At 63.0% G+C, this 14344-nt stretch carries 14 protein-coding genes and 1 riboswitch; of the genes, 3 read left to right on the top strand and 11 right to left on the bottom strand.

Going from position 1 to position 14344, the window contains the following annotated elements; translation table 11 throughout:
• Positions 1 to 83 precede the first annotated feature (83 nt).
• A complete protein-coding gene (locus tag NKJ00_RS14470; RefSeq protein ID WP_023810510.1) occupies positions 84 to 1259 on the top strand; it encodes a GGDEF domain-containing protein in 1176 nt (391 codons plus the stop codon).
• Here the strand turns inward: NKJ00_RS14470 and gcvP are convergent, their stop codons facing one another.
• The 3 genes from gcvP to gcvT are packed head-to-tail and all read right to left on the bottom strand — an operon-like array spanning position 1260 to position 5562.
• Entirely contained in the window at positions 1260 to 4070 is a 2811-nt protein-coding gene (gene gcvP, locus NKJ00_RS14465) for an aminomethyl-transferring glycine dehydrogenase (protein ID WP_352440247.1), read from the bottom strand. It lies immediately after the preceding gene.
• A gap of 17 nt (positions 4071 to 4087) precedes the next feature.
• The gene (gene gcvH / locus NKJ00_RS14460) at positions 4088 to 4456 is read right to left on the bottom strand and encodes a glycine cleavage system protein GcvH (protein WP_128303368.1); all 369 of its coding nucleotides are present in this window, start codon (positions 4454 to 4456) and stop codon (positions 4088 to 4090) included.
• 5 nt (positions 4457 to 4461) lie between these two features.
• Positions 4462 to 5562 (bottom strand): glycine cleavage system aminomethyltransferase GcvT, encoded by a 1101-nt coding sequence (gene gcvT / locus NKJ00_RS14455; RefSeq protein ID WP_352630168.1) that lies wholly within the window; start codon positions 5560 to 5562, stop codon positions 4462 to 4464.
• A gap of 149 nt (positions 5563 to 5711) precedes the next feature.
• Positions 5712 to 5798: riboswitch (glycine riboswitch) on the bottom strand.
• 244 nt (positions 5799 to 6042) lie between these two features.
• On the opposite strand from gcvT, the gene NKJ00_RS14450 reads away from it, so the two are divergent.
• Complete coding sequence (locus NKJ00_RS14450; protein WP_352630166.1) at positions 6043 to 7044, top strand: hypothetical protein; 1002 nt, start codon at positions 6043 to 6045, stop codon at positions 7042 to 7044.
• Between the two features lie 18 nt (positions 7045 to 7062).
• Here the strand turns inward: NKJ00_RS14450 and NKJ00_RS14445 are convergent, their stop codons facing one another.
• The 3 genes from NKJ00_RS14445 to NKJ00_RS14435 all read right to left on the bottom strand — a co-directional run bounded on the left by NKJ00_RS14445 (position 7063) and on the right by NKJ00_RS14435 (position 9648).
• Positions 7063 to 7746 (bottom strand): GntR family transcriptional regulator, encoded by a 684-nt coding sequence (locus tag NKJ00_RS14445; protein WP_352630164.1) that lies wholly within the window; start codon positions 7744 to 7746, stop codon positions 7063 to 7065.
• Positions 7747 to 7798: 52 nt separating this feature from the next.
• Positions 7799 to 9073, bottom strand: a complete 1275-nt coding sequence (locus NKJ00_RS14440) for a D-amino acid dehydrogenase (protein ID WP_352630162.1) — start codon at positions 9071 to 9073, stop codon at positions 7799 to 7801.
• 89 nt (positions 9074 to 9162) lie between these two features.
• Positions 9163 to 9648 (bottom strand): hypothetical protein, encoded by a 486-nt coding sequence (locus tag NKJ00_RS14435; RefSeq protein ID WP_352630160.1) that lies wholly within the window; start codon positions 9646 to 9648, stop codon positions 9163 to 9165.
• Positions 9649 to 9794: 146 nt separating this feature from the next.
• Here NKJ00_RS14435 and NKJ00_RS14430 point away from each other — a divergent pair, with 146 nt between their 5' ends.
• Positions 9795 to 10091 carry an aspartate racemase/maleate isomerase family protein gene (locus NKJ00_RS14430; RefSeq protein WP_352630159.1) on the top strand — a complete coding sequence of 99 codons (297 nt, stop codon included), beginning with the start codon at positions 9795 to 9797 and terminating at the stop codon, positions 10089 to 10091.
• Between the two features lie 31 nt (positions 10092 to 10122).
• On the opposite strand, the gene NKJ00_RS14425 is transcribed toward NKJ00_RS14430, so the two are convergent.
• The 5 genes from NKJ00_RS14425 to NKJ00_RS14405 form a co-directional block, all read right to left on the bottom strand.
• The gene (locus NKJ00_RS14425; protein WP_023810518.1) at positions 10123 to 10914 is read right to left on the bottom strand and encodes a molybdopterin-binding protein; all 792 of its coding nucleotides are present in this window, start codon (positions 10912 to 10914) and stop codon (positions 10123 to 10125) included.
• A gap of 1 nt (position 10915) precedes the next feature.
• A complete protein-coding gene (locus tag NKJ00_RS14420) occupies positions 10916 to 11797 on the bottom strand; it encodes a cytochrome b/b6 domain-containing protein (protein ID WP_352630156.1) in 882 nt (293 codons plus the stop codon).
• A 97-nt stretch (positions 11798 to 11894) separates the two neighbouring features.
• Positions 11895 to 12572, bottom strand: coding sequence for a DUF1345 domain-containing protein (locus tag NKJ00_RS14415; RefSeq protein ID WP_352552923.1), 678 nt, complete (start codon positions 12570 to 12572; stop codon positions 11895 to 11897).
• 31 nt (positions 12573 to 12603) lie between these two features.
• Positions 12604 to 13074 (bottom strand): YaiI/YqxD family protein, encoded by a 471-nt coding sequence (locus NKJ00_RS14410; protein ID WP_352610702.1) that lies wholly within the window; start codon positions 13072 to 13074, stop codon positions 12604 to 12606.
• A 68-nt stretch (positions 13075 to 13142) separates the two neighbouring features.
• On the bottom strand, positions 13143 to 14270 hold the full coding sequence (locus tag NKJ00_RS14405) for an S-(hydroxymethyl)glutathione dehydrogenase/class III alcohol dehydrogenase (RefSeq protein ID WP_127270241.1): 1128 nt from the start codon (positions 14268 to 14270) through the stop codon (positions 13143 to 13145).
• Positions 14271 to 14344: the final 74 nt, after the last annotated feature.

Genomic DNA, 14344 nt, shown 5'->3' with positions numbered 1-14344 from the left:
TCGGCTGAAAACCCATATCTGAGGGCTGCCGCTGACCTTAGAGTGCAGCGCAACCGCCGACGCTCGAGAGGCCCTTGCCCGATATGCTGGACTTCAGTTCGCTCCTGCTCGCAGCTGCGCTGTCGGGCATCTGCCTCAGCGTCACCATGTTTGCGATCTGGTTCACCGCGCCCAAGGCAGGCTTCGTGCTGACGGTGGCGTGCGGCATTCTGGTGCTCGTCGCGCATGTGATCCTGTTCTGGCGATACACCAAGGATCCCGATCCGCTGCTCTGTCAGATCGTGCTTGCGCTGCTCAGCCTGGGGTTCCTGATCCTCTGCGTGTCGGCCATGCAATATCTGGGCGTGCCCGGCCACAGACGCGCCGTTGCACCGGCGCTTGCCGCCATGGCTGTCTGTGCGGCAGTGACCTTCCTGGGGCTTGACGGTGTCGGCTTCATCGTCACCTACGCCACGGTGACGGTGCTTCTGTCGGCGATCGGCGCCATGTTTTGGATCAATGGCAGTCACGATCGCCGGATCCTGCTGGTGGTTTCGTTTCTGAGCGGCACCTGCGCTGTGTCGTTTGCGCTTTGTGGCGTGGTTCTGCTGACCAAGGGGCAATGGACGCTCGCGGTCGCGCCCGACAACTGGGCCGAACGACTGAACTCCGTCGTGGCGGTGGCTTGCATGACCGGGCTCGGCGCATTGACGCTCTCCCTCCACCATCTGCAGGCGCAGATCGAGCTGAAGGCCGAGACCATGACCGACCCGCTGACGGGGTTGATGAACCGGCGGGCGTTGACGTCGCTCTACGGCGAGCGGAGTTTCGGTCCGTTCATGTCCGTCGTCATGTTCGACCTCGACCACTTCAAGCGGACGAACGATGTCTATGGCCATCCGGTCGGGGACCAGGTCTTGTGCCGCTTCGCCGCGGTCATCAAGAAATATGCCAGGACCGGCGTCGACGCTTTTCGCCTGGGCGGCGAGGAATTCGCCGTCGTCATGTCGCGAATGACGGAAGAGAAGGCCCATGATCTCGCCAGCAAGATCTGTGTGGCCTTCGGCACCGAGATCGTCGCCACCCAACTCGGCAAGTTGCGCAGCACGGTCAGCGGCGGCATCGGCTTTGGCGAGGCAAGCGGCAGCAGCCTCGATGAGGTGCTGACCGAGGCCGATGCGGCGCTCTATGCCGCCAAGCGCGCCGGGCGAAACTGCGTCATCAGCCGTAAAAGGACAGGCAAGGCCGAACCTATCAAGCCGGCCTTGCGCTCCGCGTAATTATTCCGCCGCACCCAGATAGTCCGACAGTGGCGGGCAGGAGCAGACCAGGTTGCGGTCGCCGGCGACATTGTCGATGCGTGACACCGGTGGCCAGTATTTGGCTGCCGTGTCGGCGTCGCCGGCGGGATAGGCCGCCTCCAGGCGCGAGTAGGGATGCGTCCACTGGCCGGCCAGCACCTCGGCGGCGGTGTGCGGCGCGTTGACCAGCGGATTGTCGGCCAAAGGCCATTCGCCCCTGGCGACTTTCGCTGCCTCGCCTGCGATGGCGATCATCGCCTCGCAGAAGCGGTCGAGTTCCCGCTTGGGCTCGGATTCGGTCGGCTCCACCATCAGCGTGCCGGCGACCGGGAAGGACATGGTCGGCGCGTGGAAGCCGTAGTCGATCAGCCGTTTGGCGACATCGTCGACACTGATGCCGGCGCTGTCCTTGAGCACGCGGGTGTCGAGGATGCATTCATGCGCGATGCGATCGTGCCTGCCCTTGTAGAGAAGCGGGAAATGCGGCGCGAGCCGTGTCGCCACGTAGTTGGCCGAGATGATGGCGGTCTCCGTCGCCTGCTTCAGTCCGGCGGCGCCCATCATGCGGATATACATCCAGGTGATCGGCAGGATCGAGGCACTGCCGAATGGTGCGGCCGACACGGCGTGCGCCGAACCTTCGGTGACATGTCCCGGCAGATAGGGCTGCAGATGCGCCTTTACGCCGATCGGGCCGATGCCCGGGCCACCGCCGCCATGCGGAATGCAGAAGGTCTTGTGCAGGTTCATATGACAGACATCGGCGCCGATATCGGCGGGCCGCGCCAAGGCGACCAGCGCGTTGAGATTGGCGCCATCGAAATAGACCTGGCCGCCATGCTCGTGGATAAGGGCGCAGAGGTGGCGTGCACCTTCCTCGTAGACGCCATGCGTCGAGGGGTAGGTGAACATCAGTGCCGCGAGATTCTTGGAATGCTCGTTGGCCTTGGCTCTCATGTCGTCCATGTCGATATTGCCGTCCTCCAGGCAGCGCACAACGACAACGCTCATGCCGGCCATCGCCGCACTCGCCGGATTGGTGCCATGCGCGGAGGAGGGGATCAGGCAGACGGTGCGATGGCCTTCGCCGCGTGAGCGGTGATAGGCGCGGATGGCTAGCAGGCCGGCATATTCGCCCTGGCTGCCGGCATTGGGCTGCAGGCTAACGGCGTCGAAGCCCGTGATCTCCGACAGCCATCCTTCCAGTTCGCCGATCATGGCGCGATAGCCGGCAGAGTGTGCGGCCGGTGCGAAGGGATGCAAATTAGCGATTTCAGGCCAGCTTACCGGCATCATTTCCGCCGCCGCGTTGAGCTTCATGGTGCAGGATCCGAGCGGGATCATGCTGCGGTCGAGCGCCAGATCCTTGTCGGCCAGCCGGCGCAGCAAGCGCATCATGTCGGTTTCCGACTTGTTCTCATGGAACACAGGCTGGGTCAGGAACTCCTTGCCGCGCGGCTTGCCAGGTACGGTGCTGTCGGCCGACGGAGAGGCCTTGGCGCCGAACAGGGCGGCGATCGCATCGAGATCGGCATCGGTCGAGGTCTCATCGAAGCTGATGCCGACATGGTCGGCATCGATGACGCGCAGCAGCCGGCCGGTCTTTTCAGCCGCAGTGGCGATCTGCGCCGCCTTGCCCTTGGTCTCCACCGTCACCGTGTCGAAACGGCTGGCGCCGATCACCGACACGCCTGCCGCTTCGAGGCCGCTTGCCAGACGATTGGCCAGCGTGTGGATGCGCCCGGCAATCGCCTGCAGCCCGGCGGGGCCGTGCCAGATCGCATAAGCCGTCGCCATGTTGGCAAGCAGCGCCTGTGCGGTGCAGATGTTGGAGGTCGCCTTGTCGCGGCGGATATGCTGTTCGCGTGTCTGTAAGGCAAGCCGGTAGCCGGGCCGGCCTTTGCTATCGGTGGATTGGCCGACCAGGCGGCCAGGCATCAGCCGCGTCAACTTGTCGGAGACGGCGCAATAGGCGGCGTGCGGCCCGCCAAAGCCCATCGGCACGCCAAAACGCTGCATCGGGCCGACGGCAATGTCGGCGCCAAGCTTGGCCGGCGCATCGGTCAGCGCCAGGCCGAGCGGATCGGCAATGAAGACGACGATGGCGCCGGTCGCACGCGCCTTGTCGATCGCCGCCTTGTGGTCGCCATAGACGCCAAACGTATCCGGCCAGGAGACGAGCAAAGCAGCGGTGTTGTCGTCGATCGTCTCGCCGTCGATCTCGATGCCGAGCGGCTCGGCGCGGGTACGCACGACGTCCAGTGTCTGCGGGTGTGGCGTGCCGGCAAGTGCGATCTTGGTGCGCTTGTCGCGGTGGTGGCGCAAGGCGATGCCTATGGCTTCGGCGACCGCGGTTGCTTCATCCAGCAGCGAGGCCGACGCCACCGGCAGACCGGTCAATTCCGTGACCAGCGTCTGGAAGTTGAACAGCATCTCCAGCCGGCCCTGGCTGATCTCGGCCTGATAGGGCGTGTAGGCCGTGTACCAGGCCGGGTTCTCGAACAAGTTGCGCTGGATGACCGGCGGCACATGCACGCCGTGATAGCCGGCACCGATAAAGCTCTTCAGCACCGTATTCTTGGCCATGGTCGCCGACAATTCGGCCAGCGCTTCCGCTTCGCTGGCCGGTGCGGGCAGGGTCAGCGGCAAGTCGAGGCGGATCGACTGCGGCACGGCCTGGCTGATCAGCGTCTCGATGGACGGAACGCCGATCACGGCAAGCATGGCTCTGACATCGTTGACGCTCGGGCCGATGTGGCGGGCCGAGAAGGGAGTGAGTGCTGCGGTCATGTCAATCCGTCCTGATATCAGCCGATATGGGCTTTGTAGGCGGCCTCATCCATGAGGCCCGCGAGCTGGCTTTCGTCGGCAAGCTTCATCTTCCACAGCCAGCCGGCGCCGGTTGCCGCCGAGTTGACCAGTGACGGGTCCGACGACAGCGTGCTGTTGGCTTCGGTGATCTCGCCATCGACCGGCGCGTAGACATCGGAAGCCGCCTTGACGGATTCGACCACGACGGCGGTGTCGCCCTTGGTCAATTTCTTTCCGGTCTCCGGCAGTTCGACGAAGACGAGGTCGCCGAGCTGCTCCTGCGCATAGTCGGTGATGCCGACAGTGGCGATGCCGCCCTCGACGCGGAGCCATTCGTGATCTGATGTGAAATAGGTCGTTGCCATTGAGATCATCCTTTGCGGTAGCGATGCGGTGTGAAGGGCAGGGAGCTGATATCGACTGGGATTTTCGTGCCGCGAACATCGGCGAAAACCCGTATTCCCTGTTTGGCCAGTGGCGCCGTGACATAGCCCATGGCGACCGGATGGCCGGCTGACGGGCCAAAGCCGCCTGATGTGACATGGCCGGCGGGCGTGCCGTCGGCGTCAAAGAGCGCGGCGCCGGCGCGCACCGGCTGGCGGCCTTCCGGCTTCAGCCCGACGCGCTTTTGCGCGGGTCCTCGTTCCACGGCGGCGCGGAGCGCATCGGCGCCGATGAAAGTGCCGGAAGCGCGGATGTCTTTCGGAATAGCCCACATCAAGGCAGCGCTGGCCGGGTCGGTCTCCGGCGTGATGTCCTGGCCATGCAGGCAGAGCCCGGCCTCCAGCCGCAGACTGTCGCGGGCGGCCAGGCCGATCCACAGCACGCGTTCATCGCCGAGCAGCTTCGCGACGAGGTCGCGCGCATCGGCTTCCGACAGGCCGATCTCGAAACCGTCCTCGCCGGTATAGCCCGACCGGCTCATGAACCAGTTCTTGCGCGGTTCGACACCATGCATGAACAGCAGCGAGCCGGTCTCGATGCCGGCGCGCGAAAGGGCGGCCCAGGCTTCAGGACCCTGGATGGCCAGGAAGACGCGGTCGAGCGGCTCGACCCTGGCGTCGAAATCCGCGGCAAGTGCACGCAAATGCTTTTCGTCGGCGACGGCGTTGCCTGCGTTGGCGACCACCATGAACCTGCTATCGCCAAGTCTGGTGACGATCAGGTCGTCCAGAATGCCGCCTGCCTCGTTGAGGAAAAAGGACAGTTTGGACTGTGAGATTTGGAGTGCGCCTGCATCCAAGGGGCAAGCGCGGTTGAGCAGCGCAACCGCCTCCGGCCCGCTGACTTCGAACAGCTTCATATGCGAGATGTCGAACAGGCCAGCCTGTTCGCGGGTGTGAAGATGTTCCTTCATGACGCCCGCCGGATAGGTCAGCGGCATCGACCAGCCGGCAAAAGCGCCAAAACGCGCACCGGCGGCCACATGGATGTCTTCGAGGGGTAGGTGTCTTGTATCGTCGCCCGTCATGTCGTCTCCAGAGTCGCACGCAATCGGCCGCGAATGGCGACCAGTCCGTGCCCCTCTGTCTGAAGCCTGAGAGACTCGCGCAGCCGGAGCTCTGTCAGCGGCGCTTACACCTTCGGCGCGGGGGCAAGCCCCGACTTTCCAGAGTGTCTTTCCCGTCTACGGTTCTTTTGCCTGAGAGATTTCGGGCGATTTCCCCTTCGGCGACAGCTCTCGCTGTTCTCTCCCGCAAACAGGTAGGACTCAGACCCTGAGTCCTCGACGCGCCATCCATAGCTCGCGCGCGACGGCTTGTCACCTGTCAGCGACATCTAAAGCGCGTGCATGCCATTCTTCAAAACCGCGGCACGTTTTTGGGCGACATGCGTTGGCCGACAAGTCTTCGCTAACCACGCCGTTTGCCGGTTTTTCAAGACACTGCTGATATGTTGGCTTGTATGACGCTTGGGGCCGGCGCTTGGCGACGGCGGACGGGGACGACAAATGGGCGAATTGATCATGAGCGCGCCGGTGGCCGGGCTGACCTCGAAAAGCCGCATCGCCGCGGAGGACGTGGCGATGTTGCGCCATGAAGTGTTCGGCGATGGCGTCGTGACGCGCGGCGAGGCCGAGGCGCTGTTTGCGCTCGATGCAACGGCGAAGGACAAATGCGAGGAATGGCCGCCCTTCTTCGTGGAGGCGGTTACCGACTATATCGTCCACCAGGAAAAGCCGTCGGGCTATATCTCGCAGGACAATGCCGACTGGCTGATCCGCACGATCTCGCGCGATGGCATGGTCGACAGCCGGACCGAGCTCGAATTGCTGGTGCATGTGCTGGAACAGGCAAGATCGTCGCCGAGCCAGCTTTGCGTCTATGCGCTGGAGCAGGTGGCGCATGCCGTCATTGATGGCAAGGGGCCGCTGATGCTCGGCGGCACGCTGGCTCCCGGCCTCATCGCACAGGCGGAGGTCGAGCTGCTGCGCCGGATCCTCCATGCCCATGGCGGCGACGGCAACATCGCCATCACGCACGCCGAGGCCGAGGTGCTGTTCAAGATCAACGAGTGCACTGCTCAAGGGCACAACGATCCGTCCTGGAACGAGCTGTTCGTCAAGGCGATCGCCAATTTCGTCATGTGCTCGGCCGGCTACGAAGCACCGACGCGCGATGTGGCGCTGCGCCGCGATGCCTTCCTCGAACATGCCGATCCGGAAATCGGCGGCTTCTTCAGCCGCATGATCTCTGGCGGCCTTGCCGGCATCATGGAAGCCTATCGGTCTCCAGGCGACATCGAGGCCGAGTGGGAAGCCAGGAACAGGGCGGCCGAGGCCCTGGCCCGCCGCGCCGAGACGATCGATGCCGGCGAAGCCGGCTGGCTGATCGAACATATCGGCGTCGACAGGCCTCTTTACGAGAACGAACGCGCGCTGCTGACGCTGATCAAGCACGCCTCACCGGAAATCCATCCGGCGCTGAGGTCGCTGCTCGACAAGGTCGCCTGACGGTAAAGGGTCGCCGGATCAGATCTGGCCGACGTTGATGTATATCCGGGCCAGGCCTTCCCGAACGGTCGACATGGCATCGGCGACACTGATGGCGATGTGGTCACCCATGAGCCTGGCGGCGCTGTCGGCATCGCGAGCTACCATGGCCCGGGCGATCTCGCTGTGTTCGGTGTAGGTCGTCGACAGCCGCCGGTGCTTCTCCACTTCGATTTTGCGAACGAAATGGATGCGCGTGTTGATGCCTTCGAGCATGCGCGCCAGTTCTGGATTGCCCGACAGCCTGGCGACGCGGATGTGAAATTCCTCATCCCTGGCGGTCAGCTCGGCGCTGGAAAACGAGTCGGCGCGCGCCATGGTGAGCGTCCACCAGTCGACGAGCGCGGCGAGTTCCTCATTGGTCGCGCGCTGGATCGCCAGCCTGACCGAGCGCTCCTCGAGCACGGCCCGCACATCGGAAAGGTTGACGACCTCGTCGACGTCGAAGCCGCGGCAAAAGAAACCGCGATTGGTCTGGAAGGTGATGAGTTCCTCCGTGACCAGCCGCTGGAGGGCCTCCCGGATCGGGCTGCGGCTGACATTCAGCCTCGCGGCAAGCGCCACTTCGTTGATGCGCTCGTTCGGCTTGAAGCGATAGTCCATCGCCATGCGACGGATTTCTTCATAGACACGCGGGCCGGTCTTGATCGGCTTGGATGCCAACGCCGCGCTGTTGTCCCGGTTGCTTTGCCTGGCGGGTCGGAGCATGGCGTCGTCAAGCCTTTGCGGCGCTTGGTTCGGTGAACCGCGCCTGTGTGATACCGTCGAGGGCGACCGGCGCGGTCCGGCCGGCGATCAGATCGGCGATGATACGGGCCGATCCATGCGCCATCGTCCAGCCGATATGGCCGTGCCCGGTGTTCAGCCACAGGTTTCGGATGTCGCGCAGGCCGAGGATCGGCAGGTTGTCGGGCGTCATGGGCCTCAGGCAGGCCCGCATCTCGGCGCGATCATAGGCGATGCCGCGCGGGAACAGGTCCTGCGTGACGCGCTTCATGAAGGCGAAATCCGAAGGCTTGTGGCTGCGATCATAGCCTGCGAATTCCGCGGTGGCGGTCACGCGGATGCGATCGCCCATCGGCGTGATGGCGACGAGGTTGTGCTCATCGATGACAGGGAGTTTTGGAGCCAGCGCCCGATCGACGATGGGAATGGTCAGGGAATATCCCTTGACCGGGTAGATCGGTAGGCCAAGGCCGATCTTGCGGGCGAGGACGGGGCTCTCGGCGCCGAGACACAGAACGTAGGTGTCGGCCAGAAACTCTCCCTTGTCGGTGACGACCCGGGTGATCGCGTCATTCCTACGTTCTATCCCGACGATCCTGGTGCCTGTCAGTATCTTGCCGCCCCTCGTCTCGACGATGGCCGCCAGCGCGCGCGTGAATTTCGCGGCGTCGCCGGTTTCGTCGGTCGGACACAATATGCCGCCGGCGATGCCGCCGCGAGACGCAGCCAGCGCCGGCTCGCGGTCAACGATTTCCTGCGCGTCGACAAGGCGGATCTCCTGGCCGTCGGCTTCCAGCAGACGCATGTTGGCGACGCCCTTGTCGAGCGCCTGACGGCTGCGGTGGAAGTAAAGAATGCCGGCCGAGGTCCTGTCGTACTGGATCGCTTCCTCCCTGACGACCGCCTTCAGGACCGATTGGGAATGGACCGCAAGCCGATGTTTGAGAAGGGTGTTGCGACGCGCTTTGGCGGCCGTGCACTCCCTGAGGAAGCGCAGCGACCAGCTGTAGAGATGCGGGTCGGCGGAGAGTTTGAAGCGAAGCGCCTGGTCTTTCAGGAACAGCGACTTCAGCAGGATTTTTGGCGCGGCTGGCGATGACCAGACGAAGGAATGGCCGGGCGCGATCATGCCGGCATTTGCCCAGCTCGCGCCCTCGGCCACCTGCGGTGCCTGCTCGAGAACGGTGACCGCGTGGCCGTCCTTTTGCAACTGATAGGCCGTGGTGATCCCGACAACGCCGCCGCCCAAGATCAATACGCGCATCGCTGTCCCGAATGGTTGTCGTTTCTATTGTCGACAATTCAATAGGAAGACGCTGGTCATTGTCAACGGCGCGTGGGTCGACGATCGATTCATCGTTCAGACAGGGCGAAATTCCTGCATTTCTCGGTTCCCAAAATTCGAACGGAGCTCTTGACACGTTTGGCAAAGTCGTCGTTTCTATTGTCGACAATTCTGATTGGCATCAGGAAGGGGACTGCGCCATGGACGCCCCGCTTAGCCGCGCCGACGACACGCTTGTCCTCGACAAGGAACACATTCCCTTCACGACCGACGACGGCATCGGCACCCGCGCCAATCTCGGCCTGCTCGTCCTTCGGACCGACCAGACCATCGAGGATGAATTCCGCTATGCGCTGCCCGCGCGCGACATCGCGCTGTACGAGGCGCGGCTCTACAGCGATGTCGAGATCACCCCGGAAAACCTGATGAAGATGTCGGCCGTGATTCCGGGAACGGTCGGGCTTTTGCCGGACGTCAAGTTCGATGTGATCGGTTTTGCCTGCACCTCGGCAGCGCTGGTTATCGGCGAGGACAAGGTCGCCGAACGCGTTCACGAGGTGCTGCCGGGCGTGCAAGTGACCAACCCGGTGACGGCGGCACGGGCGGCGCTGAAGGCCCTGGATGTCTCGCGGATCGCGCTGCTCACCCCTTATTTGGCGAAAATCAATCATTCCCTGCGGGCATCGCTGATGGCGCGGGGATGGATATTCCGGTCATGGGCTCCTTCAACGAGGCGGACGACAATGTCGTTGCACGCATCACGCCGGCATCGGTCAAGCAGGCCATTTTGGAGATCGGCGCGTCGAGCGACTGTGAGGCGGTGTTTGTTTCCTGCACGAGCATGCGCGTTGCCCGCATCATCGAGGACGTCGAGAAGGAACTGGGGAAACCGGTAACCTCGAGCAATCACGCCCTTGCCTGGCACATGCTGCGGCTCGGCGGCATTGGTGAGCAGATTGCCGAAAAGGGCGAACTGTTTCGCCGCTCGCTAGGCTAGCATCTTCAGAGCCGGATTGGCGGTGTGCAGCTCAGATTCCGCCGTACCAGTCATAACCATTGTCTTCCCAATAGCCGCCGCGACCGCCGCCGACAGTGGCGAAGCCGTCGACCAGCTCGATCTTGTAGAGATATTTCGGCATCTTGTAGCCGAGTTGACGCTCGACGCGAACCCGCAGCGGAGCGCCGTTCTCGACCGGCAGCGGCTTGCCGTTCAGGCCATAGGCGAGAATCGTCTGCGGGTGACGGGCATCGATCAGGTCGATGCTACCGTAATATTTGATGTCGCCCGACAGGCTGCGGTCGATCGTGTCGAGGCAATGGAACATGACGTAGCGCGCCTGCGGTTTGACCACCGCCTGGTCCAGCACCAGCGACAGCGGGGTGCCGGTCCATTTGGCTATGCAGCTCCAGCCTTCGACGCAGTCATGGCGGGTGATCTGGGTGCGGCTCGGCATGTTCTGAAGCTGCTCGCGGCTGAGCGACAGCGGCTTTTCGACGAGACCCGTCACTTCCAGACGCCAGTCGGCGAAATTGTTGGCGAGCAGGCCTTTGTAAACATCGTCATCGGGAGCGGTGACACCGTTCGGCCGCTGCGGCTGGCGTATGTCGGCCTCGGTGAATTCCGGCGCCAGCGCGTCACGTCCGGCAAGCAGGCGCTGTGCCCGGTATGTCAGGTCATTGGCGTTTTCGAGAAAACTGCGCAGGCCGCTGCCAACACCTAGCTGACTGTCGAAGGCGTCGCAGCCCGACAGCATGATGCCGGAGACGCCAAGGCTGGCACCGGTCAGGAATTTGCGGCGGCTGATCTGGAATTTTGCCATGTCAGGCACTCCTCTCGACGGGTTTGTCGTCCTGTGCGGGAGGATCGGTGCGATACCAACCGGTGATGATCGAGCGCAGTTCGTTGATCGGGCCGGCGGCCAGGATCATCAGGATATGGACGACGAAGAAGGCGACCAGCAGCACCATGACGGTGAAATGGATGGTGCGTGCCGTCTGCCGGCCACCGAGCAGATCGTTGAGGAACGGCAGCACCGAATTCATGCTCGGCGACATCGCCAGGCCGGTGATGATCATCAGCGGCAACAGCACGAACAGCACGCCGCCATAGGCCATCTTCTGCAGCGTGTTGTATTCGCGCGTGTGGTGGAATTTGAGCTTGGCGTGGTCGACAATGTCTTGCGGCAATCGCTTCAAATCGTCGAGGCGTGGCGCGAGATCACGCCGCAGATGGCCGTTCACGATGCTGGCGACAAACCAGACGATCAACGTCGTGGTCAGGATCCAGGCAAAGAAGAAATGGATGACGCGCGCGGTGCCGAGATCATAGTAGGACGGGATGGTCGCCCAGGACGGAAAGGCGCGGGACGTCTCCTGGCCGGCCGGACCCGACCAGCCGAGCACCCCAGTGGTGTCGAAGCGATGCCCGAAGATTTCGGTGTAGCCGCGCGGACCCGCATCGGAATTCTCGGCGCCGATGGCGAAGATGGTGTTGTTGTAGTCAAAGCCCGATTCTTTGCCGATATAGAGCTGCGGACGGGCATTGAAGATCTGCAGGCCTGACAGCAGCATGAAGAACAAAGAGATAGCCCAGAGCCAATGCGTCAGCCGCGTCCAGCGAGACTGCCGGTAGATCAGCGTTTTGTCGTTCGACGCAGAAGCGCCTGGATCGGCGGCGGATTGGCTTCTGGCAACGGATTCCATCGTCTTTCGTCTCCCGGCCTCGCGGCATGGCCTGCGCGTTCATTGTCCTCCTGATACGTCGCGATCCAAACCGATGTTTCATCCGATCACGGATTTATTACGGACCGCCCAGGCTGACGGCGAGATTGACGGCAGCGGCGACGATGACCGTGTTGAAGAAAAACGACAGGATGGAATGGACAAGCACGACACGACGCATATGCGTTGTCGAGATGTTGGTATCGGCAGTCTGTGCGGTCATGCCGATCACCGTCGAGAAGTACAGGAAATCCCAGCCCTCCGGCCGTTTGTCGCCCGGAAACAGCAGTCCGCCGACCGGGATTTTCTTCCTGGTCTCGGCATCCACCGCATCGCCGTCCATCCAGTAGACATGGGCATAATGGAGCGCTGCCATGGCATGGATTGTGAACCAGCCGAGCGGGATCGACAGCAGCGCGAAGATGAGCTCGACGGGATGGCTTCTGTCCTTCTGATTGATCAGCAGGAACAATGAGATAACGGCAACGCCGACGACGACAAGCGTCACAGCGAAGATGACCAGCACCGGCTGGTCCGTGGCACGCGCATTCCTGCTCAGATACCTGCCGGTGAACTTCGGCATCTGGGCGACGACGAGAATGACATAGGCGGCAAAGAACGCGTTGGCGCCGATCGAATAGGCAAGCGGGGCGTGCAGCAGCAACGCCACGAGAAGCGCAAAAACGCCAACGCAGGCCGACACAGCGAACAGCATGTGGCGCTGAATGGGAGACTTCACCGGGGTTTCGGCAGCCATGTCGGCTCCAACCTTGGATGGCGCTCGGTTTCTAGTCTGGTGTGGCGGATTTGAGCGCCCGCCGCAAGATGCGGTCGAGTTCGCCCAGAAACCGCGACCGGTCTTGTGGCGCGAAGCTGGCATTGTAGCCCTTGCTTTCGCCGGTCTCGCGCAGATGCTGCTTCAGGTCACGCATCGCCATCGCCATGCCGATCGTTTCCGGAGTGAAGGGGCGCCCCGTTGGCCCAAGCACATGGGCGCCGAGTGCCACCGCGCGGGCGGCCAGCGGAATGTCCGCGGTGATCACAATGTCGTTGGTGCGCGCATTGTCGACGATCCAGTCGTCGGCGGCATCAGCGCCCTTGGAGACCACGACATTGCGGACCATCGGATCGCGCGATGGCCGCAGGCCGCCATTGGAGACGTAGGTGACAACGACGCCATGCCGGTCGGCCACTTTTTCGACCTCGGCCTTGACCGGGCAGGCGTCTGCATCGACGAGAATGGCGGGGAGTTCGCTCATGTTTCTTTTCTCCCCCATTGTAAACCACGGAGGTCTCGGGCCGGTTAGGTGGCGGCCTGTGATCTTCCTCAGTAAACCACGACGCTTCTTATCGATTTGCCCTCATGCATGAGATCGAAACCCTTGTTGATGTCCTCGAGCTTCAGCGTGTGGGTGATCATCGGGTCGATCTGGATCTTGCCGTCCATGTACCAGTCGACGATCTTGGGCACATCGGTGCGGCCGCGCGCGCCGCCAAAGGCGGTGCCCATCCAGGTGCGCCCGGTGACCAGCTGGAACGGCCGTGTGGAAATCTCCTGGCCGGCACCGGCCACACCGATGACGACCGATTTGCCCCAGCCGCGATGCGAGGCTTCCAGCGCCTGGCGCATCACCTTGGTGCTGCCGGTGCAGTCGAATGTGTAGTCGGCGCCGCCGATCTGGTCGGCGCCACGCTTGGTCATGTTGACGAGGTGGGGCACGACATCGCCGTCGATCTCCTTCGGATTGACGAAATGCGTCATGCCGAACCGCTCGCCCCACTCCTTCTTGTCGTTGTTCAAATCGACGCCGATGATCATGTCGGCGCCGGCAAGTTTCAGGCCCTGGATGACATTGAGGCCGATGCCGCCGAGACCGAAGACGACCGCGGTGGCGCCGATCTCGACCTTGGCGGTGTTGATCACAGCACCGATGCCGGTGGTGACGCCGCAGCCGATGTAGCAGATCTTGTCGAAGGGCGCGTCGGGGTTGACCTTGGCCAGCGCGATCTCGGGCAGCACGGTGAAGTTGGAGAAAGTCGAGCAGCCCATATAGTGAAAGATCTTGTCCTTGCCGATCGAGAAGCGCGATGAACCGTCCGGCATCAGCCCCTGGCCCTGGGTGGCGCGGATGGCCGTGCACAGATTGGTCTTTCGCGACAGGCAAGAATGGCACTGGCGACATTCGGGCGTATAGAGCGGGATGACGTGGTCGCCCTTCTTGAGCGAGGTGACGCCCTTGCCGATATCGACGACGACGCCGGCGCCCTCATGGCCGAGGATGGCTGGAAACAGGCCTTCGGGATCGGCGCCCGACAGCGTGAATTCGTCGGTGTGGCAGATGCCGGTCGCCTTGATCTCGACCAGCACCTCGCCCTCACGTGGGCCGTCGAGATCGACCTCCATGATCTCCAGCGGCTTTCCGGCGGCGACAGCGACAGCGGCGCGGGTTTTCATCAGGCGTCCTCCAATGCGGATTTTTTTCCAAGGTTTCAGGTTTTGCCGACACGATCAACTGGCAGCTGGCTCCC

The sequence above is a fragment of the Mesorhizobium sp. M0227 genome (genome assembly GCF_040321855.1).
Classification (GTDB): Bacteria; Pseudomonadota; Alphaproteobacteria; order Rhizobiales; family Rhizobiaceae; genus Mesorhizobium.
The sequence above is the reverse complement of the archived record's forward strand: the minus strand, read 5'-3'. Positions and strand labels throughout refer to the sequence as shown.